This is a genomic window from Catenulispora sp. MAP12-49 (assembly GCF_041262705.1).
GTDB lineage: Bacteria > Actinomycetota > Actinomycetes > Streptomycetales > Catenulisporaceae > Catenulispora.
The window spans coordinates 519681-545645 of the sequence record NZ_JBGCCP010000003.1 but is presented as its reverse complement, the minus strand read 5'-3'; the positions used below and the strand labels follow the sequence as shown (position 1 = coordinate 545645).

General features: G+C 71.9%; 23 protein-coding genes. 12 read left to right on the top strand and 11 right to left on the bottom strand.

The window, feature by feature from the left end; genetic code table 11:
- Nucleotides 1-27: 27 nt before the first annotated feature.
- A complete protein-coding gene (locus ABIA35_RS09600) occupies nt 28-954 on the top strand; it encodes an NAD-dependent epimerase/dehydratase family protein (RefSeq protein WP_370357592.1) in 927 nt (308 codons plus the stop codon).
- Between the two features lie 127 nt (nt 955-1081).
- Here the strand turns inward: ABIA35_RS09600 and ABIA35_RS09595 are convergent, their stop codons facing one another.
- From ABIA35_RS09595 to ABIA35_RS09585, 3 genes are all read right to left on the bottom strand, one after another.
- Entirely contained in the window at nt 1082-2527 is a 1446-nt protein-coding gene (locus ABIA35_RS09595; RefSeq protein WP_370338078.1) for an aldehyde dehydrogenase family protein, read from the bottom strand.
- A gap of 74 nt (nt 2528-2601) precedes the next feature.
- Nucleotides 2602-3315: a VOC family protein gene (locus ABIA35_RS09590; protein WP_370357591.1), complete on the bottom strand. Its 714-nt coding sequence runs from the start codon at nt 3313-3315 to the stop codon at nt 2602-2604.
- A 60-nt stretch (nt 3316-3375) separates the two neighbouring features.
- The gene (locus tag ABIA35_RS09585) at nt 3376-4824 is read right to left on the bottom strand and encodes a PucR family transcriptional regulator (RefSeq protein ID WP_370338075.1); all 1449 of its coding nucleotides are present in this window, start codon (nt 4822-4824) and stop codon (nt 3376-3378) included.
- Between the two features lie 89 nt (nt 4825-4913).
- Here ABIA35_RS09585 and ABIA35_RS09580 point away from each other — a divergent pair, with 89 nt between their 5' ends.
- A complete protein-coding gene (locus ABIA35_RS09580) occupies nt 4914-6266 on the top strand; it encodes a cytosine permease (RefSeq protein WP_370357590.1) in 1353 nt (450 codons plus the stop codon).
- On the top strand, nt 6263-7414 hold the full coding sequence (locus ABIA35_RS09575) for a phosphotransferase enzyme family protein (RefSeq protein WP_370338071.1): 1152 nt from the start codon (nt 6263-6265) through the stop codon (nt 7412-7414). The genes ABIA35_RS09580 and ABIA35_RS09575 overlap by 4 nt, the downstream gene beginning before the upstream one ends.
- A 22-nt stretch (nt 7415-7436) precedes the next feature.
- On the opposite strand, the gene ABIA35_RS09570 is transcribed toward ABIA35_RS09575, so the two are convergent.
- Complete coding sequence (locus tag ABIA35_RS09570; RefSeq protein WP_370338069.1) at nt 7437-8954, bottom strand: DHA2 family efflux MFS transporter permease subunit; 1518 nt, start codon at nt 8952-8954, stop codon at nt 7437-7439.
- A gap of 290 nt (nt 8955-9244) precedes the next feature.
- Between ABIA35_RS09570 and ABIA35_RS09565 the strand changes: the two genes are divergently transcribed.
- Both ABIA35_RS09565 and ABIA35_RS09560 read left to right on the top strand, forming a co-directional pair.
- Nucleotides 9245-10012 carry a TetR/AcrR family transcriptional regulator gene (locus tag ABIA35_RS09565; RefSeq protein WP_370338067.1) on the top strand — a complete coding sequence of 256 codons (768 nt, stop codon included), beginning with the start codon at nt 9245-9247 and terminating at the stop codon, nt 10010-10012.
- Nucleotides 10013-10148: 136 nt separating this feature from the next.
- Entirely contained in the window at nt 10149-10889 is a 741-nt protein-coding gene (locus tag ABIA35_RS09560; RefSeq protein WP_370338065.1) for a G1 family glutamic endopeptidase, read from the top strand.
- A gap of 38 nt (nt 10890-10927) precedes the next feature.
- Here the strand turns inward: ABIA35_RS09560 and ABIA35_RS09555 are convergent, their stop codons facing one another.
- The gene (locus ABIA35_RS09555; protein WP_370338063.1) at nt 10928-12922 is read right to left on the bottom strand and encodes a DUF2510 domain-containing protein; all 1995 of its coding nucleotides are present in this window, start codon (nt 12920-12922) and stop codon (nt 10928-10930) included.
- A gap of 191 nt (nt 12923-13113) precedes the next feature.
- On the opposite strand from ABIA35_RS09555, the gene gabT reads away from it, so the two are divergent.
- The 4 genes from gabT (at nt 13114) to ABIA35_RS09535 (ending at nt 17902) form a co-directional block, all read left to right on the top strand.
- Nucleotides 13114-14445, top strand: a complete 1332-nt coding sequence (gene gabT, locus ABIA35_RS09550; protein WP_370338061.1) for a 4-aminobutyrate--2-oxoglutarate transaminase — start codon at nt 13114-13116, stop codon at nt 14443-14445.
- A 191-nt stretch (nt 14446-14636) separates the two neighbouring features.
- Entirely contained in the window at nt 14637-15167 is a 531-nt protein-coding gene (locus ABIA35_RS09545) for a hypothetical protein (protein WP_370338059.1), read from the top strand.
- Nucleotides 15168-15493: 326 nt separating this feature from the next.
- On the top strand, nt 15494-16279 hold the full coding sequence (locus ABIA35_RS09540) for a class F sortase (protein WP_370338057.1): 786 nt from the start codon (nt 15494-15496) through the stop codon (nt 16277-16279).
- A gap of 102 nt (nt 16280-16381) precedes the next feature.
- Nucleotides 16382-17902 (top strand): MFS transporter, encoded by a 1521-nt coding sequence (locus ABIA35_RS09535; protein ID WP_370357589.1) that lies wholly within the window; start codon nt 16382-16384, stop codon nt 17900-17902.
- 5 nt (nt 17903-17907) lie between these two features.
- On the opposite strand, the gene ABIA35_RS09530 is transcribed toward ABIA35_RS09535, so the two are convergent.
- A complete protein-coding gene (locus tag ABIA35_RS09530; protein WP_370338053.1) occupies nt 17908-18657 on the bottom strand; it encodes a hypothetical protein in 750 nt (249 codons plus the stop codon).
- Nucleotides 18658-18687: 30 nt separating this feature from the next.
- Nucleotides 18688-19596, bottom strand: a complete 909-nt coding sequence (locus ABIA35_RS09525; protein ID WP_370338051.1) for an ABC transporter ATP-binding protein — start codon at nt 19594-19596, stop codon at nt 18688-18690.
- Nucleotides 19597-19724: 128 nt separating this feature from the next.
- Here ABIA35_RS09525 and ABIA35_RS09520 point away from each other — a divergent pair, with 128 nt between their 5' ends.
- Nucleotides 19725-20945, top strand: coding sequence for a sensor histidine kinase (locus ABIA35_RS09520; RefSeq protein WP_370338049.1), 1221 nt, complete (start codon nt 19725-19727; stop codon nt 20943-20945).
- Nucleotides 20942-21607, top strand: coding sequence for a response regulator (locus ABIA35_RS09515; protein ID WP_370338047.1), 666 nt, complete (start codon nt 20942-20944; stop codon nt 21605-21607). Before ABIA35_RS09520 ends, ABIA35_RS09515 begins: the two co-directional genes overlap by 4 nt.
- Nucleotides 21608-21628: 21 nt before the next feature.
- Here the strand turns inward: ABIA35_RS09515 and ABIA35_RS09510 are convergent, their stop codons facing one another.
- Nucleotides 21629-22366, bottom strand: a complete 738-nt coding sequence (locus tag ABIA35_RS09510; protein WP_370338045.1) for an SDR family oxidoreductase — start codon at nt 22364-22366, stop codon at nt 21629-21631.
- A gap of 41 nt (nt 22367-22407) precedes the next feature.
- Between ABIA35_RS09510 and ABIA35_RS09505 the strand changes: the two genes are divergently transcribed.
- Nucleotides 22408-23196: a phosphatase PAP2 family protein gene (locus ABIA35_RS09505; RefSeq protein WP_370338043.1), complete on the top strand. Its 789-nt coding sequence runs from the start codon at nt 22408-22410 to the stop codon at nt 23194-23196.
- Here ABIA35_RS09505 and ABIA35_RS09500 read toward each other — a convergent pair.
- From ABIA35_RS09500 to rimO, 3 genes are read right to left on the bottom strand one after another with little or no spacing between them, the layout of a single operon-like run.
- Complete coding sequence (locus tag ABIA35_RS09500) at nt 23183-23677, bottom strand: CinA family protein (RefSeq protein WP_370338041.1); 495 nt, start codon at nt 23675-23677, stop codon at nt 23183-23185. The two genes, ABIA35_RS09505 and ABIA35_RS09500, sit on opposite strands and share 14 nt — an antisense overlap.
- Complete coding sequence (gene pgsA / locus ABIA35_RS09495) at nt 23674-24276, bottom strand: CDP-diacylglycerol--glycerol-3-phosphate 3-phosphatidyltransferase (protein ID WP_370338038.1); 603 nt, start codon at nt 24274-24276, stop codon at nt 23674-23676. Before pgsA ends, ABIA35_RS09500 begins: the two co-directional genes overlap by 4 nt.
- Nucleotides 24273-25871: a 30S ribosomal protein S12 methylthiotransferase RimO gene (gene rimO / locus ABIA35_RS09490; protein ID WP_370338037.1), complete on the bottom strand. Its 1599-nt coding sequence runs from the start codon at nt 25869-25871 to the stop codon at nt 24273-24275. Before rimO ends, pgsA begins: the two co-directional genes overlap by 4 nt.
- Nucleotides 25872-25965 lie beyond the last annotated feature (94 nt).

The following is a 25965-nucleotide window of genomic DNA, read 5'->3' as shown; positions in this document are numbered from 1 at the left end:
CGCCGAGCCGATTCCAAGGAGCTCACCATGCGTATCCTGCTCGCCGGTGCCAGCGGCGTCTTCGGCCGCGTCCTCACCCCGGCCCTGATCGCCGCGGGCCACGAGGTGGTCGGCATCACCCGCACCCCCGACGGCGTCCGCGCGATCGAGGCCATGGGCGCCGGCGCGGTGGTCGCCGACGTCATGGACCACGACGGACTGCTCGCCGCAGTCCGGGGTCAGCGTTTCGACGCGGTCATCAGCCAGCTGACGGCTCTGAAGAAGCCGCCGATGCGCAACAAGGACATGGACGTCACCAACGCCCTGCGCACGGTCGGCACCGAGAACCTGATGGCGGCGGCCAAGGCCACCGGCGCCCACCGCTTCCTGACCCAGTCGATGATCTTCGGCTACGGCTACGGCGACCTCGGCGCGGCCCCGATCACCGAGGACGCCTTCTTCGGCCCCTCCCCGCGCAAGGCGTTCGCCCGGCACGGCGACGCGATGCTCCGCAACGAGCAGATCGCCTTCTCCGAGCCCGGCATCGACGGCATCGCCCTGCGCTACGGCCTGTTCTACGGCGCCGAGGCGACCTACTCCTCGGTGGAGATCCTCAAGGCCGGCAAGCTCCCGATCGTCAAGGCCGGCACCAACTCCTTCGTCCACCTCGCCGACGCGGCGAGCGCCACCGTGGCCGCGCTGGAGCGGGGCAAGGGCGGCGAGGCGTACAACGTCGTGGACGACACCCCGACGCAGTTCGCGAACGTGGCGCTGGAGATCGCGACGGCCTTCCAGACGAAGACCCCGCGCACCCTCCCGGCCTGGATGACCAAGCCGATGCCCTACCTGAACTGCTTCATCACCGGCCGCTGGATCATCAGCAACGCCAAGGCCAAGGAGCAGCTGGGGTGGCAGCCGCAGTACCCGTCGTTCCACGAGGGCGTGAAGGCGGACATCGAGGCGGCGGGGAAGTAGGCGGCGCACAAGCCCCGCGTCCGGCGTCGGAGGGGGACGCCGGAGCATGAAGTGGCCCCCTGATCCGGTGAGGGAGTCGGATCAGGGGGCCGAACGTGCGCCGGTCTGTATCTGCCTATCGGGATCGCTACAGGTCGATCCCGGTCAGCACCAGCACGCGCTCATATGTGTAGTCCTCCATGGCGTACTTGACGCCTTCGCGGCCCACACCGGAGCCCTTCACACCACCGTACGGCATCTGATCCGCGCGGAAACTGGGGGCGTCGCCGATCACGACCCCGCCGACCTCCAGATCGCGGTGCATGCGGAAGGCGGTGTGCAGGTCGTTGGTGAAGACGCCGGCCTGCAGGCCGAACTGCGAGTCGTTGACCAGCCGGACCGCCTCGTCCGCGCCGTCGAAGGCGCGGACCACCAGCACCGGGCCGAAGACCTCCTCGGTCACCACCTTGGCGTGGCTCGGGGCCCCGGCGATGACGGTGGGCTCGTAGCTGGCACCGTCGCGGCCGCCGCCGGTGAGCAGGGTGGCGCCGGCGCCGACGGCCTCCTCGACCCAGGCCTCGACGCGCTCGGCGGCGGCGGTGTTGATCATCGGGCCGACGTCGGTGGCGCCGTCGGCCGGGTCGCCGGTCTTCTGCGCCTCGACCGCCTTGACGACCTTCTCGACCAGCTTGTCGTACACCGCGCGGTCGGCGAACACCCGCTGCACCGAGATGCAGGACTGCCCGGCCTGGTAGTTGGAGAAGGCGGCGATCCGCTGCGCGGCCCAGTCCAGGTCCTTCTCCGAGGAGTAGTCGGCCATCACCACGGCCGCGGCGTTGCCGCCGAGCTCCAGCGTGACGTGCTTGTGCGGCACCTGCGCCTCGATCATCGCGCCGACCGGGCCGGAGCCGGTGAAGCTGACCACCGGCAGCCGCGGGTCGGCGGTCAGGGCGGCCATCCGGTCGTTCGGCACCGGCAGCACCGACCACGACCCGGCCGGCAGGTCGGTCTCGGCCAGCAGCTCGCCCAGCAGCAGCGCGCTCAGCGGCGTGGCCGGCGCGGGCTTGAGCACGATCGGCGCGCCCACCGCGATCGCCGGCGCGACCTTGTGCGCCACCAGGTTCAGCGGGAAGTTGAACGGCGCGATCCCCAGCACCGGCCCGCGCGCGAAGCGCCGCGTGATGGCGGTGCGCCCGGCGGCGTTCGCGTCGGTGTCCAGGCGCTGCAGCTCGCCGTTGAAGCGGCGCGCCTCCTCGGCGGCCCAGCGGAAGACCGAGACGGCGCGGCCGACCTCGGCCCTGGCCCACTTCAGGGGCTTGCCGTTCTCGGCGGTGATGATCGCCGCGATCTCCTCGGCGCGCTCGGCGATGCGCCGGGAGACGTGGTCCAGCGCGGCCGCGCGGACGAAGGCGGGCTGGTCGGCGGTCTCCTTGGCGGACGCGACGGCCGCCGCCACGGCCTCCTCCACCTGCTCCTCGGTCGGCACCGAGACCGTCGCCACCAGGCGGCCGTCATACGGCGAGCGCACCTCGTAGCTGTCGGTCCCCGCGACCTGCTTACCCGCGATCCAGAACGGCGTTGCCTGCTCAGTCATGGAATTCAGGGTAGGCGCGGGCAGGGGATCCCGCCGGTGTACGCGGTGGCCAGTCGACGGGGGCGGCTGTGCCATCAGGGCCACACGGTGAACTCGTTGCCGTCCGGATCGGCCATCTCGACTTCGCCCTGCGGACCTGGACCGGAGCCCGAGTCGGCGCGGGCGGCGCCGAGCCGGACGAGCCGGTCGAGCTCCGGGTCCAGGTCACCGTCGGCGGCGAGGTCGAAGCGCAGCCGGTTCCGCCCGGTCTTCGGCGTGAAGGGCGGGCCGCCCCAGGTGATCTTCGGACCGCCGTGCGGCGAGCGGATCGCGGTCTCCTCGTCCTGGTCCCACACCAGCGGCCAGTCCAGCGCCCGGCTCCAGAAGTACCCGACCTGCTGCGAACCGTCGCTCGCCAGAGCCCCGACGAATCCGCACTCGGCCAGGAACTTGTTCCCCGCCGCGATCACGCAGAACTCGTTGCCCTCCGGATCGGCGAGCACCACGTGCGTCGCGTCCGGCCCCTGCCCGACGTCGTGATGCCGCCCGCCGAGTTCGAGCGCCCGCCCGACCGTCCGCTGCTGCGTCTCGGGGGAAGCGCTCGTCAGATCGAAGTGCATCTGGTTCTGCCGGTCCTTCTCCGCCTCGGAGGGCAGGAACCTGAGACGGAACCCGGTGTCGTCGTCCGGGATCAATGCGATGCCGTCACGATCGTCAGCCTGCTGCCAGCCCAGGACGCCGCCCCAGAACCGGGCCAGCTTGAGCGGATCGTGCGCGTCGACGCAGAGGGCGACAAGCTGAGCGGCCATCCTCCGACCCAACCACGTCGGGTGCGGCCGTGCGACTGCATTTCCTCTGTCCCGCTGCTGCTACCCCTCGCGCACCCGCAGCGCCAGCCACAGCTCCATCCGTGCGTCGGCCGAATCGGCGGCGGTCAGGTCCTTCCCCAGCAGCTCCCCGGCCCGCGCGATCCGGGCTCGCACCGTGTGCCGGTGCACCCCGAGTTCCGCGGCCGCCGAGTCCCACTGGCCGTTGTGCGCCAGCCATGCGCGCAGCGTCGGCACCAGCTCCGAGCGGTCCGCCTCGACCAGCGGCCGCAGCACGCCGGCCGCGAAGTCCCGGACGCCCTGGTCCTCGAACAGTGCCGCGAGCCCCGAGCCGGACTCGGCGAAGTACACCGCCGGCCGGCCGGTCTTGCGCGCCGTCGCCAGCGCCTCGCCGGCCTGCCGGTAGGCGCGCCCGAAATCGGCGTAGCCGATCGCGTCCGACACGCCGCCGGTGAAGCCCTCGAAGTCGGCCGGGGCGACCAGCACGCGCTCGCCGTCCTCTTCGAGCACGAACTCCCGGTCGGACACCGCCTCGTCGCGCACCGAGTCGCGCGCGACGCGCACCGGCTCGGGCGGCAACGGCACCCGCAGCTCCCCCGCGGCCTCGTGCGCGGCGTCGACGTGGCCGGCCAGCAGCAGCCGCACCACCGCGCGGCGCAGCGTCAGCTCGGCGACGGTCACGTCCTTGGTCGGCTGCTCGACCCCGAGGGTGAGCAGGGTGAGCGCGACGGCCAGGATCTGGCGGCCGGTCGTGTCCGGCCCGCTGGTGCGCTCCAGCAGTCCGACCGAAAGGAAGCCCCTGACCCGCTTGCCGGCGCCGAGCGCGTGCACCTCGACGTGCCCTGACTCGGTGAGGATCGAGGAACTGCTGGGCAGCGTGTGGCCGCGCAGCCGGGCCAGCTCCGGCGCGAGGTCCAGCCCGGGCACCGGTCCCGCGCTGTGCAGGACCGAGCCGTCGGCGGCGGCCAGCACCGCCCACGCGCCGGGCCCCAGGCCGCGCACGAGCGAGCGCACCAGCGAGCGCTGCGGCTCGTGGGCCAGCGCCGACTTCACCAGGTCCTGCTGGGTCCGGTACCCCTCGGTGATAGCGCGGTATTCCTCGGCCGCCAGCGCCTTGGACACCGACTTGGCGATCGCGATGAACGGCGTCGCCTTCGGCACCTCCAGCACCGGCAGGCCGTGCGCCGACGCGGCGGCGGCGAAGCGCTCGGGCACCGAGGCGTTGTTCAGCCCGACGCCGAACCCCAGGCCCGCGACCCCGGCCCGCACCAGCCCCGACAGGAAGGCCTCCAGATCGAACCCCGGGTCGGCCAGGCGCATCCCCGTGGTCAGCAGCAGCTCGCCGCCCTCCAGGAACGGCGCCGGGTCGTTCAGCTCCGTGGTGTGCACCCACCGCACCTCGCGCGAGGTGTCCCCGGCCGGCCCCTCGGTGGTGAGCAGACGCAGGCCCAGAGGTCGGTCGGCGAGCAGGGAGGCGATCGTCGGGGGCACAGCCCCAGCCTACGTCGCCGGTCCCTGCGGGCATCGCCGCTGATCGCCCTTCGAACAGCGGTGCTCCTCCCCGTACTATGAAGCACGCTATGACGACCACCACCACGTCGGCCGACGCCGCCCCCGCCGCCGAGGCGCCGCTGCTCCTCACCACCGAGGCGCCGCGCACTCTGTCCTTCAGCGACCAGGCCGCGTTCTGGGCGAACCTGGGCGTCAGCCTGATCGGGTTCTCCTCCGCCGCGGTGGTCCTGATCCCCACCGGCTACTCGCCGCTGCCCGTCCCGGCCTCGCTGCTGGCCCTCGCGCTGGGCACGGTCGTCGGCATGATGATGACCGCGCTGGCCGGCGTCGTCGGCACCCGCACCGGCGCGCCGTCGATGGCGGTGCTGCGCGGCCTGTTCGGCACCAAGCTGTCCTGGCTGCCGAGCCTGGCGAACATCTTCCAGCTCATCGGCTGGGGCGTGTACGAGATCACGGTCATCGCGCAGGGCGTGTACGCCATGCCCCACACCCACGTCATCCCGCGCCCGCTGGTGGTACTGGCCGCCGGGGCGCTGTGCACGTCGATGGCGATCTGGCCGCTGTCGGTGCTGCGCGTCCTGCGCAAGTACGTGACCGGCGCGGTCGCGGTGGCCATGCTCTACTTCACGGTCCAGCTGCTGCGGAATCCGATCCCGCACCAGACCGGCACCTCCTGGAGCGGCTTCTTCCCGGCCGTGGACGCCGCGCTGGCGCTGTCGGTGTCCTTCCTGCCGATGGCCGCCGACTACATGCGGCACGCGCGCAGCTCCCGCCAGGCCGGCGGCGCGGCGGTGCTGGGCTACAGCATCACGCAGTTCTGGTGCTACGCGATCGGCATCGTGGCGCTGCTGCAGGCGCCGAACGCCGATGTCTTCCACACCATGCTCGGCGTGACCGCCGGCTGGCTGTTCTTCCTGGTGCTGGTGCTGCGCGAGTCGGACCAGTCCTTCGCCAACGTGTACTCCACCGCGATGTCGATCCAGAACCTGCTGCCCCGGGTGGACCGGCGGATCCTGGCCGGCGGGGTCGGCGTGCTGGTGACGGTGATCGCGCTGTTCGTCCACGACCTCGGCGGCTTCTCCTACTTCCTGGGGCTGATCGGCTCGGTGTTCGTGCCGCTGGCCGCGGTGCTCGGCGTCGACTACTTCCTGGGCCGAGGCCGCCAGGGCCGCTGGGACCTGTCCGAGCGCTCCCCGGCACGGCCGGTCATGCTGCTGCCGTGGGCCATCGGCTTCGTGGTCTACCAGGTGCTGAACCCGGGCTCGGTGGACTGGTGGGCGCACGGCTGGATGCACGTCCAGGACTGGGTCGGGGTGCACCCCGGCTGGTGGGCCTCGGCCTCGCTGTACTCCTTCGCCGCGGCGGCGCTGGCCACCGGCGCGATCGTGGCGGTCGACCGGCGGCGCGGGGCGGCTGCGTGAGCGAAGACGGCGACGACCTCGTCTTCGGGATGGGGGCGGAGTCGGTCGTGCGGCGGGACTGGCCGAGCCTGGCTCGGCCCGAGATCGAGGCTGTCCTCGGCGAGGAGATCGCCGGGATCCAGTGGCGCAGTCCCCGCCCCCTGTCCACCACGGCACGCATCCTGCTGGCCGACGGCCGGCGCCTGATCGTGAAGCGGCTGCCCTTGGGCCTGCGCACACCCGAGGCGCTGGCCGAGGAGCACGGCTTCATGGACCACCTGCGCGAGCGCGGGATCCCGGTCCCGGAAGCCCGGACCGCCGGAGTCCGCGGCGACTTCGTCTACGAGGTCCAGAACCTCGGCATCGGCGAGGACCTGTATCAGAGCACCTTCTCCTGGTCGCCCTACGACCCGAGCGATCACGCCGCACCCGCCGGAACGATGCTGGCCCGCCTGCACACCGCCGCTGCGGGCTACGAAGCCCCGGCCCGGCCGTGGCGGCCGTTGAAATCAGGCTTCTCCGTCTTCGGCTCAGGGGACCCGATCGCGGCCATCGAGCAGATCGCGGCGCAGCGGCCACAGCTCGGAGACTTCCTGGCGGCCCGCGATTGGCGCTCGGACGTTGAGCGCCTCATGCTCCCCTTCCACCGGCGGCTGGCGCCGCTGCGCGACGACCTGGCGCCGCTGTGGACCCACAACGACTGGCACGGCACGAACCTGTTGTGGGACAGCGGCCGCGACCAGCCGGCCGTCACCGCGGTCCTCGACTTCGGTCTCGCCGACCGCACCACCGCCGCCTACGACCTGGCCATCGCGATCGAGCGGTTCGCCGTGGACTGGGTCGGCCTGCGCGACGGCGCCCCGGCCCCGGTGTCCACGCATCAGCTCCAGCAGTTCCTGGACGCCTACAAGGCCGTCCGGCCTCTCAGCGCCGCCGAATCCGCCGCGCTGCCGCTGCTGTTCCCGCTCTGCCACGCCGAGTACGAGCTCTCGGAGATCGACTACTTTCTGTCGGTCGTCCCCGGCGGCAGCGAGAAGAACGCCGAGATCGCCTACCGCGACTGGTTCCTCGGCCACGCAGCATGGACGCTGTGCCGATCTAAAAGCGGAGCCGAGGAAGGCAAGGCCTTCCTCGGACTCCTGGGAGGGGACGGGCCGGTCTGCATCTGACACCGGCCCACAGCGTCTGCCCTTAGTGCCCCTCAGCCTCCTGCGTGTGCTTCGACATCGAGAACGCGACGGCCCAGGCGACCACCAGGATGGCGGCGCTGATCGCGAACACCAGGACCGCGGCGGTCGGGACGCTGGTCATCAGCGAGCCCGCCTTGTCGAAGAACACCGTGCCCAGCGCGGCGATCCCGAAGGCGCCGGCCAGCTGCTGCATCGCGTTGAGCAGGCCGGAGGCCGAGCCGACCTCGGCGTCGTCCAGGTCGCCCAGGACGCTGCCGAAGATCGGGCCGAAGATCAGGCCCATGCCCATGCCGGAGACCAGCAGCGGGGCGATCAGCGTGACGCTGGTCGTGGTAGCGCCGTAGCTGTGCACCAGCAGCGCGGAGATCACCGTGCCGAGGGACATCACCAGCATGCCGGTCTGCAGCGTGCGGCGCGGGCCGATCTTGGGCATCAGCGCCTGGGAGGCGCCCATGGAGGCGATGGTGCCGATGGACCAGGGCAGCATCGTCAGGCCGGCGTGCAGCGCGGTGAAGTGCAGGCCGATCTGCATGAACAGGGTGTAGACGAAGAACACGCCGCTCATCGCCGCCGAGAAGGAGAACAGCACCGCGATGCCGCTGACGAACGAGCGCTTGCGGAAGACGGTCGGCACCACGAACGGGTCGCGGCCGGCGGCGTTGCGGCGCCGCTGGTGCAGGGCGAAGACGCCGAACGTCGGGACGGAGGCGGCCATCATGGCGAACATCCACGCCGGCCAGCCGGACTCGCGGCCCTGGACCAGCGGGTAGACCAGCAGCATGACACCGGCGGTGGCCAGCAGCATGCCGATGATGTCCAGCTTGGGCTTGGTCCCGCCCTGAGCGTGGTCGTCGTGCGGCAGCACCCTGGCGCCGAAGGTCAGCGCGATGATCCCGACCGGGATGTTGACCAGGAAGATCGCCCGCCAGCTCAGCCCGAACAGGTCGGCGCCGACCAGCCAGCCGCCCAGGATCGGGCCGAAGGTCGCGGCCAGGCCCATCATCGGGCCGAAGATGCCGAAGACGGAGTTCATCTTGTCCGCCGGCACCATCGCCCGCAGCATGCCCAGGCCCTGCGGGATCATCACCGCGGCGAAGGCGCCCTGCAGGATGCGCGCGCCGATCAGCTCGCCCGAGGACTGAGCCAGCGAGCACAGGGTCGAGCCGACCATGAAGCCGGTGATGCCGACCATGAACATCCGCTTGCGGCCGAAGACGTCGCCGAGCCGGCCGCCGGTGGTCAGCATGACCGCGAAGGCCAGGGTGTAGCCGGCGACGATCCACTGCAGCGCCGAGGTCGAGGCACCGAGGTCGGTGCGCAGGACCGGGCTGGCGATGTTCATGATCGTGGTGTCGAGCAGGTCCATGATGTCGGCGCCGATGATCGCGAACAGCGCCAGGATCACGGCCTTGCCGAGCTTGGACTTGGCCGGACTTTGCGCCTGTTCTCGGCCTGCGTCGGGCGGTGGGCCCTCGGGCTGGTCGACGGTGTGGTTCGAGGTGTCGATGGTGCTGGTCATGATGGGCCCCCTCCGGGCGAAGACTGTGGCTGCGGCTTATCCGGGTGAACATCGTTCGAGACGAGCGAACGGCGTTCGTCGGCGCGTATGTTCACGATATATCTCGTGTGCTGGATGTCAAGCTATATCGCGAACCTCGGATCGTGGCGGCGGTTTCGCTGACGAACGCCGTTCGCATCTCTACGAACACCGTTCTACACGCGAACGGCGTTCGAGTCAAACACTGTTCGTACTTCCGAACAGCGTTCGTCAGGCGTACAGTGTTCGGTAGAGGAAGGGAGCCAGACCCGATGGCCAAGCCGGCAGCACCGAACGAGACTCCGGGCGTCCCGACGCCCCCGTGGGAGCGCGCGACACGCAAGGCCAAGGCGCCCGCGCGCACGCCGCTGAGCCAGGAGGCCATCGTCGACGCGGCCCTGCGGATCCTGGAGACCGAGGGCTACGACGCGCTGTCCATGCGCCACGTCGCCGCGGAGCTGGGCACGGGCGCCGCGTCCCTGTACGCGCACGTCGCCAACAAGGACGAGCTGCTGAAGCTGTGCATCGACCGGGTGTTCGGCGACGCGGACTTCGCCGAGCCCGACCCGGACCACTGGGTGGACCAGCTCCGCGAAATGATGCGCACGACCCGCCGTATCCTTCAGGCCCACCCCGGCCTGGCCCGCGCCATGCTCGGCCGAGTGCCGATGGGCCCGAACGGGATGCGGCTGATCGAGGGCTTCATGGGCGTGCTGCGGGCCGGCGACCTGCCGGACAAGGTGGCCGCCTGGGCCGGCGACGTGGTCTCGCTGTACGTGGTGGCGAGCGTCTTCGAGGACGACATCCGCTACTCGATCCACGGCGAGGCCTCCGAGCAGGACATGGAGAACTGGGCCGATGAGATGAAGACCTATCTCAAGGCCCTGCCGGTCGCGGTCTTCCCGAACCTGGTGGCGCTGGCCGACCCGCTGTTCGAGACCGGCGGCCCGGACGGCCGGTTCGAGTTCGGGCTGGACCTGATGCTGCGCGGCCTGGCCACGCACTCGCGGCGGGCATCCGGCCCGGAGACGGCGAAGTAAGACAAGCAGGTCGTAGGCGCGGAGGCGGCGAAGTGGGGCGAAACCTGGCGAATCGGTCTTTCGCCGCCTTTATGGCAGACATCTGCAAAACAGTTACCTAGTCTCCATCTCAGCTCACAGAGATTGGAGACACAGGATGTCTTCTCCCCGCCGCCGGACCGCGGCCGCCGTAGCGCTGTCCGGCGCAATATCGGCTGCCCTGCTCGCCACCCCGGCAGCGCCCGCGGTCGTCGTGGACGGAACCGCCCTGGCGGTCGTCCACGGTTTCCGCGACAGCACCTCCGCGAACTGGTCCGGGTACGCCGCCACCGGCGGGGGCTACAGCTCGGTCAGCGCCGGCTGGACCGAGCCGGCCGTCACCTGCCGGTCGCAGACCTCGTACGCCTCGTTCTGGATCGGCCTGGACGGCGACGGCAGCAACTCGGTCGAGCAGATCGGCACCGAGTCCGACTGCTCCGGCGGCCGCGCGGTGTACTCGACGTGGTACGAGATGTACCCCAACGGCCCGGTGGACCTGTCGAGCCCGATCTCCCCCGGCGACGCCATGCAGACCTCGGTCACCTCCGGCGGGTCGGGGCACTTCACCCTGGTCCTGGCCGACCGGACCAAGGGCTGGACCCGTACCGTCCAGGCGCAGCTGAACAACCCGGCGCTGGCCTCGGCCGAGGTCATCGCCGAGGCGCCATCCGACGCCGGCGGCGTGCTGCCGCTGTCCGACTTCGGGACGGTGGCCTTCAACGGCGCCAGCGCGAACGGCACCCCGCTCGGGTCGTTCCGGCCGGACCCGATCACCATGGCGAACGGCGGGACCACCAAGGCGGCGCCCGGCCCGCTCTCAGCGGCCGGGGACTTCACCGTCACCTGGCGCTCCGGCTGAGCACCGCCCCTCGGCCGGGCGGCCGGCCGGGGGGGCCGCTATCCCCGCAGGTCCACCAGCACCGGCGGGGTCCGGAACCCCTCGGCCGTGGCCAGCGACACCAGCGCGTGGCCGGTCGGGATCTCGTTGATGATCTCCGAGGGCGACCAGACGTAGCGCTCCACCGGCTTGGTCGACACCGAGCGCTGCTGCGCCACCGACGAGCCCCCGGTCAGCGCCAGCAGCTGGCCGGGGCGCTTGGCGTTGCGGCCCATCGACTTCACGCTGCGGGAGCGCTCCGGCGGACCGGTGATGGTGCCGGAGCGGGTGGTGTTCTCCTGGCCGGTGGTCACCGTGGTCTCGGCGACCCACTGCTTTCCCCAGAAATCGGCGATGTAGGTGGCGTCCTGCGGGTCGATGCCCGCGAACACCGCCTTGCAGCCGGTGTTGGCGAAGACCGTGGCCCGCAGGTCCTCGGGGAACTCGCGCATGGACTGGGCCAGCAGGATCAGCCCGGCGTTGGCCGCGCGAGCCCGTTGCAGGCCCTGGACCACGTACTCGTCCACGAAGCGGCCGGCGTCGTCGACGATCAGGCCCTTGAAGATCGACCGGTCGACGTCCGGCGCGGACACGGTCTGTACGAACTGCGAGACCGCCAGGCGCGCCAGTATCCTCGCGGCCTGCGGGTAGGCGCCCTCCGGCAGCGCGATGCGGACCCGCACGGGCTTGTCGATCTGCCGCATCGAGAACTTCCGGCCGCCCCTGCCGTCGAACAGCTCGACCAGCGCCGGCCGGTCCAGCAGCCGCAGCCGCTCCACCAGCAGCCGCGGGCCACCCTCGGTGAGCTCGGCGATCAGCTCCTTGAGCGTCGGGTAGCGGCCCTCGCGCTCGCGGAACCAGCTCAGCGCGGCGTCCAGGCCGTTGTGCGCGGCCGCGTCGGCCTCCGGCTCCACACCCGGCGGCAGCAGCGCGCCGGCGAGCCGGTCGGCGGCCTCGGCCGGGTTGCGCGCGCCGCCGTAGAGGTCGAAGCCCCACTCCGAGTCCGGGTCCAGCGGGTCGATGTCCACGTCGAAGAAGCCGGGCAGCGCGTAGTCCCCGTGCGGGTCGATGACCACGACCGAGGCCATGTTGGTCAGCGTCTGCAGGCCCAGCAGTTCCACGATGGGCCGGGCGAAGCTGCGGGTCTTGCCGCTGCCGGTGGGCCCTATCACCAGCAGCGAGGTGCGCAGGACCTCGGCGTCCAGGGCGAAGGTCTGGCCGGCGTGGGTCGCCGGGTTCTTCGCCGAGACCGAGGCCACGCCCAGGCGCACCTGGCCGGTCATCAGGTCGTGCTCGCCGAGCCGGGCCGGCAGGTCGCGCTGCCCGGAGGGGTGCAGCCAGGCGTGCGGCCCGGCGTCCTCGATCTCGGCGGCCACCGCGGCCAGCCGGTCCTGGTCACCGCGGGCCTGCCGGATCACCCGGACCACGCGGACGTAGTCGACGTCGGTGAGCTCGCCGTGGTCGGCGGCCGAGTCCAGCCGGCTGGCCGCCGCGACATGCCCGGCCTGGCGCAGGTCCGTCCACATGTCCGGCTTGGGCGGCGGCGGGGCCTTGCGCTTCTTGGCCGCGCCCACCAGGGCCCGCACGCGGTCGCCGTGCTGCTCCCACAGCACCCGGCCCACCGGCACCCAGCCCCCGGCCCAGCCGCAGGCGCCCAGCACCGCGGCGAGGTACACCAGCCACAGCAGCGCGCCGCTCAGGCCGATGGTGGTGAGGATGATCGACGCCGGCACCGCCAGCACCACCCCGGCCAGCGGTGCGTACAGGAGGTATCGCAGGGCCCGTTGCCGGGACTCGCGGCTGACCCGGACCGCGGCGGCGGCCGCCGGGTCGCGCCCGTAGGCGAACACCCCCGGCACGTCCACCAGGCGCGGGCCGTGCACCCAGGACTGCACGTCGGGCCGGGTGCGCTCGGTCCATGCGGTCCCGGTCCAGAAGCGCACCTGCGGGGCCCCGGAGGGGTCGGCGTACCAGCCGGGCGGCAGCGGGCCGGGGCCCTGGCCTTCAGTCGTCACACGTTCTGTGTATCAGAACTACGACGCGCTGAAAGGGAACGGCGCCCGACTGTTGCCCGACCCCGCCACGGCCGCCCACTCGCCAATTCGGCTCAACCCCGCCCCCGGACCCGCCACCGCGTCCTGTGCCGGGCCGTCACGGCGCGCTTAGGCTGCGAGAGAACCGCGCGACTATCCGCCCAGGAGGCACCATGACCCAGCTCAAGCAGGAACGGCGTCTCGTCACCGAGATCCCCGGCCCGAAGTCCCTCGCGCTGTTCGAGCGGCGCAACAAGGTGGTCGCGCGCGGCATCTCCACGACGCTGCCGGTGTTCGTCACCGACGCCGACGGCGCGGTGCTGCTGGACGCCGACGGGAACCAGCTGCTCGACTTCGGCTCCGGGATCGCGGTGACCTCGGTCGGGCACGCCGACACCAACGTCGTGCGCAGGGCCTCCGAGCAGCTGGCGAAGTTCACCCACACCTGTTTCATGGTCACCCCCTACGAGTCCTATGTCGCGGTCTGCGAGGCCCTGGACGAGCTCACCCCGGGCGACCACGAGAAGCGCTCGGCGCTGTTCAACTCCGGCGCCGAGGCCGTGGAGAACGCGGTCAAGATCGCCCGGGCGTACACCAAGCGCCAGGCGGTCGTGGTCTTCGACCACGGCTACCACGGCCGCACCAACCTGACGATGGCGCTGACCGCCAAGGTCGCCCCGTACAAGGACGGCTTCGGCCCGTTCGCCCCCGAGGTATACCGCGTCCCGATGGCCTACCCGTACCGCTGGCCCACCGGCCCGGACAACGCCGCGGCCGAGGCCCTGGAGCAGACCAAGACGCTGATCGAGAAGCAGGTCGGCGCGCACAACGTGGCCGCCGTCCTGATCGAGCCGATCCAGGGCGAGGGCGGCTTCATCGTCCCGCCGGAGGGCTTCCTGCCGGGCCTGGCCGCCTGGTGTCAGGAGAAGGGCATCGTCTTCATCGCCGACGAGATCCAGTCCGGCTTCTGCCGCACCGGCGACTGGTTCGCGGTCGACCACGAGGGCGTGGTCCCGGACCTGATCACCACCGCCAAGGGCATCGCCGGCGGCCTGCCGCTGGCCGCCGTCACCGGCCGCGCCGAGATCATGGACGCCGCCGGCCCCGGGGGCCTGGGCGGCACCTACGGCGGCAACCCGGTGGCCTGCGAGGGCGCCCTCGGCGCCATCGAGACCATGAAGGAGCAGGACCTGGCGGGCAAGGCGCGCAAGATCGAGGCGCTGATGAAGGACCGCCTGGCCAAGCTGGCCGCCACCGACCCGCGCATCGGCGAGGTCCGCGGCCGCGGCGCGATGATCGCCGTCGAGCTGGTCAAGCCGGGCACCAAGGAGCCGGACGCGGCCCTGGCCGCCGCGGTGGCGAAGAAGTGCCACAGCGCCGGCGTCGTGATCCTGACCTGCGGCACCTTCGGCAACGTCCTGCGCTTCCTGCCCTCGCTGGTGATGAGCGAGGCGCTGCTGGACGAGGGCCTGACCGTGATCGAGGGGGCCTTCGCCGCGGTCTGAGTTCACCGCAGCCTGAGCTCGCCTGCATACGCCTTCGCCGCGGCCGGTACGGAATCCCGTACCGGCCGCGGCCTTTTCGCGCCGCCCCGGCCGACCCCCCCCACCGGACTACTCAGCGCGCATCGCCACATACCCGGCGTTACCGTCGCACTGTGCCGCTGAAGTAGGCCTAGAGAGACGGAGGCTGGCTGGTGAGGGTGCTGATGGCGACCGGGGGTGCGGGACTGGTGGCGGCGGCGATAGCCATGGCGGGCATGGGCCCGGTCTTCGCGGCGACGACCACGGACACGATGTCGGCCCCGACGCCGGCCAAGCCGGCGGACCCGACGGTCCAACCGAACCCGGCCTCCCCCGGCACCCGCGTCTGGGTCTACGACGCCAACGAGTGCACAGCCCCCAGCGGCACCGCGACCAGCCAGGCCCTCGCCGCCCCGATCGCCCTGGCCCCCCTGGCCAACATGACCGGCGGAGGCGGCACACTCCGCGAAGGCCTGGCCGCCGGCACCTACACGATCACCCTCCACTGCGGCAGCACCCTGACCGCCACCGTCCACGTCAGCCCGAACGGCGCCCCCACCGGCGCCGCAGCCGCCGGCGACGGCTCCGCCGAGGACCACCTCGGCATCGGCGACGCGGCCGTCGGCAGCGCCTTCCTGGCCGGCGGCATGGCCTTCGCCACCGCCTCCTTCATCCGCCGCCGCCGCGCCGCCACCCGCGGATGAGCGAGCCGACGGTGGTCGGCATACCGATCGGCGGCGCGGTCGCCGAACGGGTCGCCGAGCGGGTCGGCGGGAGTACGTCGGCAATCGGGAAGCCGGTACCGGGGACGCAGCGGGCTTTGCCGGACACGCCGGCGACTGACGCCGACCAGCCACGCGAGGACCCGCCTGATCTCGCCGACGCCGCGCACATCGCCAGCACAGCTGTGCCAAGTCCGCCAGCGGCTGCCGACACCGCGCAGCCTCTCGATGGCAGTCCAGCGCGCCAAGCTTTTCCGAGCCCACCGCCGCCATCCGCCCCAGTCCCAGTCCCAGTCCCGATCTTCCACGTGATCGGCGACCCCGCCACCCTCGAGCGCCCGGCCATCGCCGCACCCGGGTCGCCCGCGCCCGAGTCCCATCTCGAAGTCGGCGTCCAGGGCCAAGCCCGCGCCCGCGTTCCCTCCCCGCCGAAGCCGGCCGGCGTTCCCGCCGAGGTCGAGGTGCGCCATCCCGGCCGGGCGCTCGCCGTCGCCTCCGTGGCGGCCCTGGTCGTCGGCTCGGGGTTTCTCATCCGGGCCCTGACCCTCGCCGATCCCGTGCCGCCGCCGGTGCCGCCGGCGTGGGCGGGGCGGGTCGTCGGCGCGGTGGGGCATCGGGCCGCTCCGCTGGGGTATGCGCGGCCGACGCGCGTCACCATCGCGCGGGTCGGCATCCACGCCGATGTGCTCGCGCTCGGGCCGACCCGGGACGGCGGGGTCGGGGTGCCGCCGGTCAAGGAGCCGTTGACGGCCGCCTGGTACGACCGGGGTCCGGCGCCCGGGCAGGCCGGGCCCGCGGTCATCACCGGCCATGTCGATTCGCGGTTCGCGCCCGGGCACCGTGCCGCCTTCTACGAGCTCGGCGCGGTGCGTCCCGGGGACGATGTCGACGTCACGCGCGCCGACCAGCGGGTCGCGGTCTTCCGCGTCGACTCGGTCGCGCTGGTCCCGAAGGCCGGCTTCCCCACGCGTGAGGTCTACGGCCCCACCGGCTACGCCGCCCTGCGCCTCATCACCTGCGGCGGCCGCTACGACCGGCGGACCGGGTACGCCGACAACGTCATCGTCTACGCGCACCTCGTCGGTTCCCGCTGAGACAGACGGCGCCCACCCCGCGCCCGCCGCCTCGACATGCGGCGGGCGCGGCTCCGTCATAGCGTCGGACTCATTGATCTTGTCGCCCAGGAAGGGACCGACATGACAACTCCGGCGGACGGCGGCACCACCAAGTCCCAAGCCGCACAGCAAGCCGCGGAGGACGCCCGGTACGGCCCGCGTGTGGCTCACGAGTGGATGATCCTGGGCGTGGTGAGCCTGGCGCAGCTGATGGTGGTGCTGGACGTGACCGTCGTGACCATCGCCCTGCCGTCCGCGCAGCAGGATCTGGGCTTCAGCAACGCCTCGCGGCAGTGGATCGTCACCGCCTACGCCCTGGCCTTCGGCTCGTTGCTGCTCGTCGGCGGCCGTTTCGCCGACCTGTTCGGGCGGCGGACGGCGCTGATCGGCGGGCTGGTCGGGTTCGGGCTGGCCTCGGCGCTGGCCGGGATCGCGCCGAACGTCGGGGTGCTGATCGGCGGCCGGGCGCTGCAGGGGATGTTCGGCGCGCTGCTCGCGCCGGCCGCGCTGAGCGCGCTGACCACCACCTTCACCCGTCCGGCGGAGCGGAACCGGGCGTTCGCCGTGTACGGGGCGGTCGCCGGCGCCGGCGGCGCCATCGGGCTGCTGCTCGGCGGGCTGCTCACCGAGTACCTGAACTGGCGCTGGACGCTGTTCATCAACCTGCTCATCGCCGCTATCGCCCTGCTCGGCGCGCTGGCCTACGTGCCGAACCACCGGCCCGAGAACCGCCCGTCCCTGGACCTGCCGGGCACTGCCTACGCCTGTACCGGGTTGTTCCTGCTGGTCTTCGGCTTCTCGCGGGCGGAGGCGAAGGGCTGGAGCTCGCCGCAGTCCTGGGTCAGCCTGATCATCGGCGGTGTGCTGCTCGTCGTCTTCGTCTGGTGGCAGAGACGGGCCGCGCACCCGCTGCTGCCGCTGCGGGTGCCGGGTGAGCGCAACCGCGGCGCGTCCTACCTCGGCATGTTCGTCACCGGCGCCGGGATCTTCGGCGTCTTCCTGTTCCTGACCTACTACATGCAGCAGATCCTCACCTACTCGCCGGTCAGGACCGGGCTGGCCTTCCTGCCGATGGTCGCCATGCTGATGATCTCCGCACAGATCGCGACGATCAGCCTGCTGCCGAAGGTGGGCCCCCGACCCGTGGTGCCGCTGGGCATGCTGCTCGGCGGGATCGGCATGCTGTGGCTGACCCGGCTGGACCTGACCAGCACCTACCCCGCGCATGTCCTGCCGCCGCTGCTGGTCCTCGGCTTCGGCCTGGGCCTGATCTTCGCCCCGGCGATGGCCATGGCCACCTACGGCGTGCGCGCCGACGACGCCGGCGTCGCCTCCGCGATGGTCAACACCTGTCAGCAGGTGGGCGGCTCCATCGGCGTCGCCCTGCTGTCCACCCTGGCGGCCAGCGCCGCGACGGACTACGCCAAGGGCAAGACCCCCTCGTCGCTGGTCACCGCGCAGGCCAACCTGCACAGCTACGCCACCGCCTACCGCTGGTCCGCCGCGTTCTTCTTCGTCGGCACGGTGATCTGCTTCCTGCTCTACCGATGGGGCGCGCCGAAGGGGGACCCGGAAGAACAAAACGCCGCCGTCCCCATGTGAGCGGCCTAGTCGGTGTCGCGGCGGGTGACCACCAGCAGCGGCACCACGACCGAGATCGCCAGGTACAGCAGGCACACACCCCACGCCTCCCCCGTCCCGAGCACGTAGTCCGCGGGCATCCGCGGCGTGCTCCGCGCCGGGGTGGCCATCGCCTCGCCGACCTTGGTGAACGTCAGCCGCACGGCCTGCGCGCGCACCCCGTTCGGTAACAGAGCCGGGATCACTCCCATCGCCACGAAGACGATCCCGAAGAACGTCGACACGGCGGCCGTGGTCCGCCGCAGAAGCACCCCGACGCAGAACCCGAACATCCCGATGAACGCCATGTAGAACCCGCACCCGAGCACCGAGACCACCATGTCGTGATCGGCCGGCGAGAAGTGCACGCCGCGCTGCGCGAACAGGATTTGCGCGGTGCAGAACGCCGCGAACGCGAGCACCTCCCCCACGACCAGCAGGACCGCGAACAGCAGCCCGGCCTTCGCCGCGATCACCACCCGCCGCTGCGGCACGGTCGCGAACGTCGTGCGGATCAGCCCGGTGGTGAATTCCGAGGACACCACCAACACACCGAGCACACCGAACGCCAGCTGCCCGAAGACCGCGCCCTGCAACGCGTCCGTCGGCTCGACGTCCCCGGTCTTCGCGACCAGCGCATAGGTCGCCGCGAGCCCGATCGTCCCGGCCGCCGCGACGTACAGCGCGAACCACGTCGAGCGCACGCTCCACAGCTTGATCCACTCCGATGCGATCACGCCTGCCCCCTCGGTGTCCGACTGCTGTGATCATGACTGCGCCCCCCGGTATTCGACCGCGGCATCGGTCAGCCGCAGATAGGCGTCCTCCAACGACGTCGTATGCCGCGCCAGGTCGAGCACCAACACCCCGGCTCCGTACGCCAGCCGGGCCACGACGTCCGCGGCCAACCCGACCACCCGCACCGTGTCCGGGCCCTCGGGCGTGACCTGCGCCCCGGCCGCCGCCAGCACCGTGATCAGCCGGCCGGGATCATCGGTGCGCACGCTCAGGAACCCGCCGCTGTACCGCTCGATCAATTCGCGGGCCGGGATGTCGGCGATCAGCCGGCCGCGCCCGATCACCACCAAGTGGTCGGCGGTGTTCTCCATCTCGCTCATCAGGTGGCTGGAGACGAACACCGTGCGCCCCTCGGCCGCCAACGCCTTCATCAGATCCCTGATCCAGCGGATGCCCTCCGGATCGAGGCCGTTGACCGGCTCGTCGAACATCAGAATCCCGGGATCGCCGAGCAGTGCGGTCGCGATCCCCAGCCGCTGCCGCATGCCGAGGCTGAAGCCGCCGACCCGGTGCCGGGCCACGTCGGTCAGCCCGACCCGGGCCAGCACCTCGTCCACCCGCCGCCCGGAAAGCCTTCCCGCCGCGGCCACGGCCCGCAGATGCTGACGCGCGCTGCGGCCGGGATGCACGCCCCCGGCGTCGAGCAGCATGCCGACATGCGTCAGCGGCCGCTCCAGCGCGGCGTAGGGCCGGCCGTCGACCCGGATCCGGCCGGACGTCGGCAGGTCCAGGCCGAGGACGGCGCGCATGGTGGTGGACTTCCCTGCGCCGTTCGGCCCCAGGAACCCGGTCACCCGGCCCGGACGCACGCTGAACGTCAGGTCGCGCACCGCGTATCTGTCGCCGTAGCGTTTGCTCAGGTCCTCGATCTCGATCATGTATCAAGGGTCGGAGAAACCGGGCGCGGGCACATCGGAGCACGGGCCGATCCCCCGGTCTCCTACCCGGGTATGGTTTCCGGCCGACGGCGTTGATCACCGCGTGTCCGCGGGCTTACCGTCAGCAGATGGCCGATGTCGCGGCACGTCCCGTCCCGCTCGCCCCGCGGATACCTCGGATGCGCCCTTGGCACTGGGTCGCGCTGGACACCGCGCTGGCGCTGATGTTCCTGCTGCCGGTGGGAGGGGCCCGGCCGAGCGGCCCGGTGCACCAGAATCCGTGGTTGGCGCTGCTGGTCATCGCGGTGACGCTGGTCTTCCCGGCCCGCCGCCGCTTCCCGATGGCCGTCTGCCTGCTGCTCACCGCCGCGACCATCACGCTGGCCACGTCCGTGCCGCCCTACGACGACTACGGACCGTTCGCGATGATGTTCGCGCTCTACACCGTCGCGACGACCCGCCCGGGCCGCGTCACCGCGCTGGCCTCCGCCGGGGTGCTGGTGGTGGCGGTGGCGATCTTGACCGACCTGCACTACCCGCCGTCGGTCGTCGGGCTCAGCGGGGTCGCGATCGGCGTCGCGCCGTCCCTGACCGGCTATCTCGTGCGCCAGCAGCGGCAGTACCGCTCGGCCTTCGCCGCCGTGCGCGCCCGCCGGATAGAGGCCGAGGTAGCCTCCAGAATGGCCGAGGAGAAACTGCGCATCGCGCGGGAGCTGCACGACGTCGTGGCGCACGCGCTCAGCCTGATCACCGTGCAGGCCGGGGTGGCGGTGTTCCGCCAGCACGAGGCCGAGCAGATGCGCACCACGTTGACCGCGATCGAGGAGACCGGCCGCACGGCGATGGGTGACATGCGCCGACTGCTCGGCGTCCTGCGCGCCGCGCCGACACCGAACACCGACGGGCCCACGGCGTCTGCCCCCACAACGTCTGCCCACGAAACGGCGCCGGAGCGCGAACCGGTCCCGGACCTGCCCGACATCGGCGCCCTCATCGCCCAGGCGGCACAGGCAGGCCTGCGTATCGGCCTGCGGGAGGAGGGCGAGCGCCGGGCCATCCCGGCCGCCGTCGGCCTGGCGGTGTACCGCATCGTGCAGGAGTCGCTGACCAACATCCTGCGACACGCCCGGACCGGTTCCGGCTCGGTGCTGCTGCGCTTCGAGCCGCACGAGGTGACGGTCACGATCGCCAATCCCCCGCCGCCCGACGGTCTGCCGCCCGCCCCCGTCGGCCCGCCCGGGCATGGCCTGCGCGGCATGGCCGAGCGCGCCGCGCTGTTCGGCGGCACGTTCTCGGCCGGGCCCGCGGACGGCGGCGGATTCGTGGTGACGGCGGGGTTCCCGGCATGAGCCGCATCCTGATCGCCGACGACCAGGCGCTGCTGCGCGCTTCGCTGCGGGCCCTGGTCAACGGCTACGACGGCTGCGTGGTGGTCGGCGAGGCCGCGAACGGCGCGCAGGCCGTGGAAATGGCCGGCGAACTGCGCCCGGACCTGGTCCTGATGGACGTCCGGATGCCGGTCCTGGACGGCATCGCGGCCACCCGTCGGATCACCGCGGCCGACCCGGCCGTCCGGGTCCTGATCCTGACCACCTTCGACCTCGACGAGTACGTCTACGAGGGCCTGCTCGCCGGCGCCAGCGGCTTCCTGCTCAAGGACTCGCCGCCGGCCGATCTGGTCAAGGCGGTCGAGGTGATCCGCGGCGGCGAGGCCCTGCTGACCCCGGCCGCGACCCGCAGGCTGATCACCGAGTTCGTCAGGGGACGCACAGCGGCGAAGCGCTCCGTGGCGCCGCCGGACGCCGCCCTGGACCAGCTGACCGCGCGCGAACGCGAGGTCCTGGCCCTCGTCGCGCGCGGCCTGTCGAACACCGAGATCGGCGCCGAACTCTTCGTCTCGATGTCGACGGTCAAGACCCACATGTCGGCGCTGCTCGCCAAACTCGGGGCCCGCGACCGGGCCCAACTGGTGATCAGCGCCTATGAAGGCGGCGTGGTACGGGCCGGATAGGACCGGCCCGCGCACCGGCGCTCAATTGCCCCCGGCCACCCGGAGCACCGCACCGGTGGTGAAACTCGACTCCTCGCTCAGCAGCCAGGCGATGGCCGCCGCGATCTCCTCCGGCTCCCCGGGCCGGCCCAGGGGCAGCATCGCGCCGCGCTTCTCGGCGCGGTCCGCGTCCCCCATGTCGGCGTGGATGCGGGTGCGCGTGACCCCGGCCTGCACCGAGTTCACCCTGATCCCTTCGGGGCCCAGTTCCTGCGCCAAGCCCACGGTGATCGAGTCGACGGCGGCCTTGGCTCCGGCGTAGTGCACGTATTCGCCCGGCGAGCCGCGTGTGGCCGCGCCGGAGGAGACGTTCACGATCGCGCCGCCCCCGCGCAACGCCATCTCCTTGGCCGCCCGCCGACAGCACAGCAGATAACCGACCACGTTCACATCGACCACCCGGCGGATGTCCGCGGCGTCGGCGTCGACGAGCCGGGTCAGCGGCCCGGTCACGCCGGCGTTGTTCACCAGCCCGGTCAGCCCGCCGAGTTCATCGATCGCCGTGTCGAAGAGCCGCTCCACATCCCCCTCGTCGGTGGTGTCCATCTTGACCGCCACGCAGCGGCGCCCGAGATCGCGGACCTCGGCGGCCGTCGCCGACGCCGCGGTGTCGTCGCTGAGATAGCTGAAGGCGATGTCGTGGCCGTCGCGGGCCAGGCGAAGCGCGGTGGCCCGGCCGATGCCCCGGCCGCCCCCGGTGATGATGGTGACGCGTTCCATACCGGCACGCTAGCGGTCGGCGTATGCGAGAGTTGCTCTTGATGACAGATGCGCAGATCGCCGCTTCCGCCTCGGGCACCGGCGAGCCCGGTACCGTCCGGGAAGAAGTCCCGGCCGCCGGACCGGGCACGGGGAAACCGGCCCCGGACCGGCGCCGTGCTCTGCGGCAGCCCGAGATCCGGATCCCGCTGATCCTGCTGGGCGTCTTCCTCGTGCTGTGGGTGCTCGTCCTGGCCCGGCCGACCTTCCTGACCTCGTTCGACCTGTGGGCCCGGAACCACGTCCAGGACGTCGCGCACGCGACGGACGGCAAGCACCGCTGGCCGCTCTTCAAGGGCATCGCCGACCTCGGCGGCGGCGTCTCGGTCCACGGGGTGCCGTTCCAGATCCAGGTGCCCGTGGTCGCGCTGGCGCTGGTCGGCCTCAACGCGGCGGCCGTGCGCCGCAGCTGGCGCCCGGTCCTGGCGATGACGGCCGGCTACGCGGCCCTGCTGGTCGTGCTGTTCCTGAAGGCGATCGGCAACCGTCCCGGCCCTAGCATGGCCGGCCAGGCGATGTCCGGCGGCCTCGGCTACTTCCCGTCCGGCCACACCGGCAACACGATGCTGGGCTACGGGACCGCGGCGCTGATCCTGGCCTTCGTGTTCACCGGGCACCGGGCGCGGATCGCGATCGCCATCGCGATGACGCTTTGGGCGCTGGCCGTGGGCTTCTCGCTGGTGTGGATGGACTACCACTGGGTGTCGGACGTGCTGGGGTCGTACGCGTTGTGCGGCGCCGCGCTCTTCGGCGTGGCGCGGGTGCTCGGGTTCCGGATCAGCCGTTCTTGAAGGCGAGGGCCAGAGCGTTCCGCACGGTCTGCGCGCGGATCGCCTCGCGGTCGCCGTCCAGCCGGAGTTCTTCGGCGACCGGCTCGGAACCCGCGCTCGCGTACCCGATGTAGACGAGTCCCACCGGCTTGCCGTCCTGTTGCGTCGGACCGGCCACCCCGGTCGTCGCCAGGCCCACCGTGGCCCCGAACAAGCGCCGCACGCCCTCCGCCATCTGCCGTGCCACCTCGGCGTCCACGGCGCCCTCGCGGGCCAGCAGGTCGGCGTCGACGCCGAGCACCGAGGCCTTGATGTCGGTGGCGTAGGCGGTCACCGAGCCACGGAAGACCTGCGAGGCGCCCGGGACCGAGGTGATCGCCGCCGCCAGCAGCCCTCCGGTGAGGGACTCCGCGACCGCGACCGTGAAGTCCTGCGCGGTCCCGTCCGCGACGAGCCTGGCCGCCAGCTCCGCGGTCCCGTCCGCGGCCCCGTCCGCGCTCACCGCTTCACCCCGGCCAGCCGCAGCCGGACCGCCCGCACGACGTAGTCCACCCCGGTCACCACCGTCAGCACCAGCGCGGCGGCCATCGTCACCACGCTCACCCAGTGCCACCACTGCGCCGAGGTCGGGATCAGGTAGAAGAGGATCGCGAAGCCCTGCAGGAAGGTCTTGAGCTTGCCGCCCTGGCTGGCCGCGATCACGCCGTACTTCAGCACCCAGAACCGCAGCAGCGTGACGCCCAGTTCGCGGGTCAGTATCACGATCGTGACCCACCAGTTCAGCTCGCCGAGCGCGCTGAGGATCACCAGCGCGGTGCCCATCAGGGCCTTGTCGGCGATGGGGTCGGCGATCTTGCCGAAGTCGGTGACCAGGTTGCGGGACCGGGCGACCTTGCCGTCCAGGGTGTCGGTGATGTTGGCGACCACGAACACCGCGCAGGCCATGCCCCGCCACGCGGCCGACTGGCCGTGGTCGTGCGCGAGCAGGTACCCGAAGACCGGGACCAGCAGCAGCCGCACCATCGTCAGGATGTTGGCCATGTTCCACAGACCCGCCGGGGACGCCTCCTGCGTCAGCGGGTCTGGGGGCGCGGGCTTCACCCGACCAAGCTTAGGGGAGTGATCGCCACGGCGTGCAGATCCACTCCCTCGCTCCCGACCACCTTCGCCGGCACGATCGCGCCCGGCACCAGCTCCACCTCGGGGGCGCCCGGCTCCAGGGCCGGGACCAGCATGACCGAGCCGTCGACCTCCGGGCCCTGGAACGCCGCGCGGCCCTCGGCCACGCCGTCGTGCGCCACGGATTCCACGAGCACGTCGATACGTTCGCCGATCCGGTCCTCGGCACGCTGCGCGGTCAGCTCCTCGGCCAGACCGGTCAGGTGCGCCACGCGCTCGGCGATCTCGTCCTCGTCGAGCTTGCCCTCGTAGCCGGCGGCCTCGGTGCCGTCCTCGTCGGAGTATCCGAACACGCCGATCGCGTCCAGCCGCGCCTGCGACAGGAACGTCTCCAGCTCCTCGAAGTCCGCGGCGCTCTCGCCCGGGAAGCCGACGATGAAGTTGGAGCGGACCCCGGCGTGCGGGACCCGGGTGCGGATGGCCTCCAGCAGCTCCAGGAACGAGTCGGTGCCGCCGAAGCGGCGCATCCTGCGCAGCAGCCCGGGGGACGAGTGCTGGAAGGAGAGATCGAAGTAGGGCACGACGCCCTCGGTGGAAGCCATCACGTCGATCAGCGTCGGGCGCATCTCGGCCGGCTGCAAGTAGCTGACCCGGAGCCAGTCCACGCCGTCGATCGCGGTCAGCTCCGGAAGCAGCGTCTCCAGCAGCTTCAGGTCGCCGAGGTCCTTGCCGTAGGAGGTGGAGTTCTCCGAGACCAGGACCAGCTCGCGCACCCCCTGGCCGGCCAGCCAGCGGGCCTCGTCGAGGATGTCGTGCGGGCGGCGGGACAGGTAGGAGCCGCGGAAGGCCGGGATCGCGCAGAACGAGCAGCGGCGGTCGCAGCCGGAGGCCAGCTTCAGCGGGGCCGAGGGGCCGTCGTCCAGGCGGCGGCGCACCACGCGGCGGGTCGGCGGGGCGACCGGGGACAGGGTCGGGTCGTCGGGGCGCTCGGCGGCAGCGGTCTCAGTCCCGACTGCGGCGGTCGCGGCGGTCGCGGCGGCGTCCTCGGTGTCGCCGGCGTCGCCGTGGCCCGGCACCGCGACGCCGCCCTTGGCGGCCTGCCGGTCCACCGGGGTCAGCGGCAGCAGCGTGCGCCGGTCGCGCGGGACGTGCGAGACCGGGCGCTCGCCGTGCAGGATCGAGTTCAACCGCGAGCTGATGTCCTGGTAGTCGTCGAAGCCCAGGACCGCGTCGGCCTCCGGCAGCGCCTCGGCCAGCTGCTGCCCGTAGCGCTCGGCCAGACAGCCGACGGCGACGACGGCCTTGGGGCCGGCCCCCGAAGCACTCTCGGCCTTCGCGTCGGCGGCGGCGATCAGGGTGTCGATGGAGTCCTTCTTGGCGGCCTCGACGAACCCGCAGGTGTTCACCACCGCGATGTCCGCGCCGTTGGGATCGTCGACCAGATCCCAGCCGTCGGCCGCGAGCCGGCCGGCCAGCTCCTCGGAGTCCACGTCGTTACGGGCGCAGCCCAGCGTGACCAGGGCCACAGTGCGGCGCGGAGATGCCTGAGGAGTCGCTGGGGACACGGTGCCGGACATGGCCACCAGGCTACAGCGCGAAGAATAGTTGGCCAGACACAATAGTTGTGTGCTTACAATGGTTATACAGACACAATCTTTCTTGGGGAGGCTC

Coding starts and splice junctions, on each gene's coding strand:
- ABIA35_RS09600 (WP_370357592.1), top strand. CDS start 28: ATGCGTATCCTGCTCGCCGGTGCCAGCGGCGTCTTCGGCCGCGTCCTC.
- ABIA35_RS09595 (WP_370338078.1), bottom strand. CDS start 2,527: ATGACTGAGCAGGCAACGCCGTTCTGGATCGCGGGTAAGCAGGTCGCG.
- ABIA35_RS09590 (WP_370357591.1), bottom strand. CDS start 3,315: ATGGCCGCTCAGCTTGTCGCCCTCTGCGTCGACGCGCACGATCCGCTC.
- ABIA35_RS09580 (WP_370357590.1), top strand. CDS start 4,914: ATGACGACCACCACCACGTCGGCCGACGCCGCCCCCGCCGCCGAGGCG.
- ABIA35_RS09570 (WP_370338069.1), bottom strand. CDS start 8,954: ATGACCAGCACCATCGACACCTCGAACCACACCGTCGACCAGCCCGAG.
- ABIA35_RS09565 (WP_370338067.1), top strand. CDS start 9,245: ATGGCCAAGCCGGCAGCACCGAACGAGACTCCGGGCGTCCCGACGCCC.
- ABIA35_RS09560 (WP_370338065.1), top strand. CDS start 10,149: ATGTCTTCTCCCCGCCGCCGGACCGCGGCCGCCGTAGCGCTGTCCGGC.
- gabT (WP_370338061.1), top strand. CDS start 13,114: ATGACCCAGCTCAAGCAGGAACGGCGTCTCGTCACCGAGATCCCCGGC.
- ABIA35_RS09535 (WP_370357589.1), top strand. CDS start 16,382: ATGACAACTCCGGCGGACGGCGGCACCACCAAGTCCCAAGCCGCACAG.
- ABIA35_RS09525 (WP_370338051.1), bottom strand. CDS start 19,596: ATGATCGAGATCGAGGACCTGAGCAAACGCTACGGCGACAGATACGCG.
- ABIA35_RS09520 (WP_370338049.1), top strand. CDS start 19,725: ATGGCCGATGTCGCGGCACGTCCCGTCCCGCTCGCCCCGCGGATACCT.
- ABIA35_RS09515 (WP_370338047.1), top strand. CDS start 20,942: ATGAGCCGCATCCTGATCGCCGACGACCAGGCGCTGCTGCGCGCTTCG.
- ABIA35_RS09510 (WP_370338045.1), bottom strand. CDS start 22,366: ATGGAACGCGTCACCATCATCACCGGGGGCGGCCGGGGCATCGGCCGG.
- ABIA35_RS09505 (WP_370338043.1), top strand. CDS start 22,408: ATGACAGATGCGCAGATCGCCGCTTCCGCCTCGGGCACCGGCGAGCCC.
- rimO (WP_370338037.1), bottom strand. CDS start 25,871: ATGTCCGGCACCGTGTCCCCAGCGACTCCTCAGGCATCTCCGCGCCGC.